Genomic DNA, 239 nt, shown 5'->3' on the forward strand with positions numbered 1-239 from the left:
AGTTAAAAGAAGACCGTGTTTATAATGTGCTGCTTATTGCACAATGCAGCATGAACTGTTTTGATACAGCTTATCACCTCATTTATGCCGTGTCCAGCTGTTATATTGATGTACCTACAGGTTTTACCCCGCATGGCGATGGTACAAATGATTATCTGCGCCCGCTGAAGGGTTATAAAGCAATTAATCTCAAATTGTCCAGTTGCAACCGCCTTCGCCAGCTTATTTCTGAAACGAAC

Annotated in this window: 1 pseudogene; it reads left to right on the forward strand. The window is 41.8% G+C overall.

The window, feature by feature from the left end:
- A pseudogene (locus KVT36_RS32115) lies at positions 1-239 on the forward strand (gliding motility-associated C-terminal domain-containing protein); the annotation flags it as partial.

Source organism: Chitinophaga sp. GbtcB8, from assembly GCF_019091455.1.
Taxonomy (GTDB): domain Bacteria; phylum Bacteroidota; class Bacteroidia; order Chitinophagales; family Chitinophagaceae; genus Chitinophaga.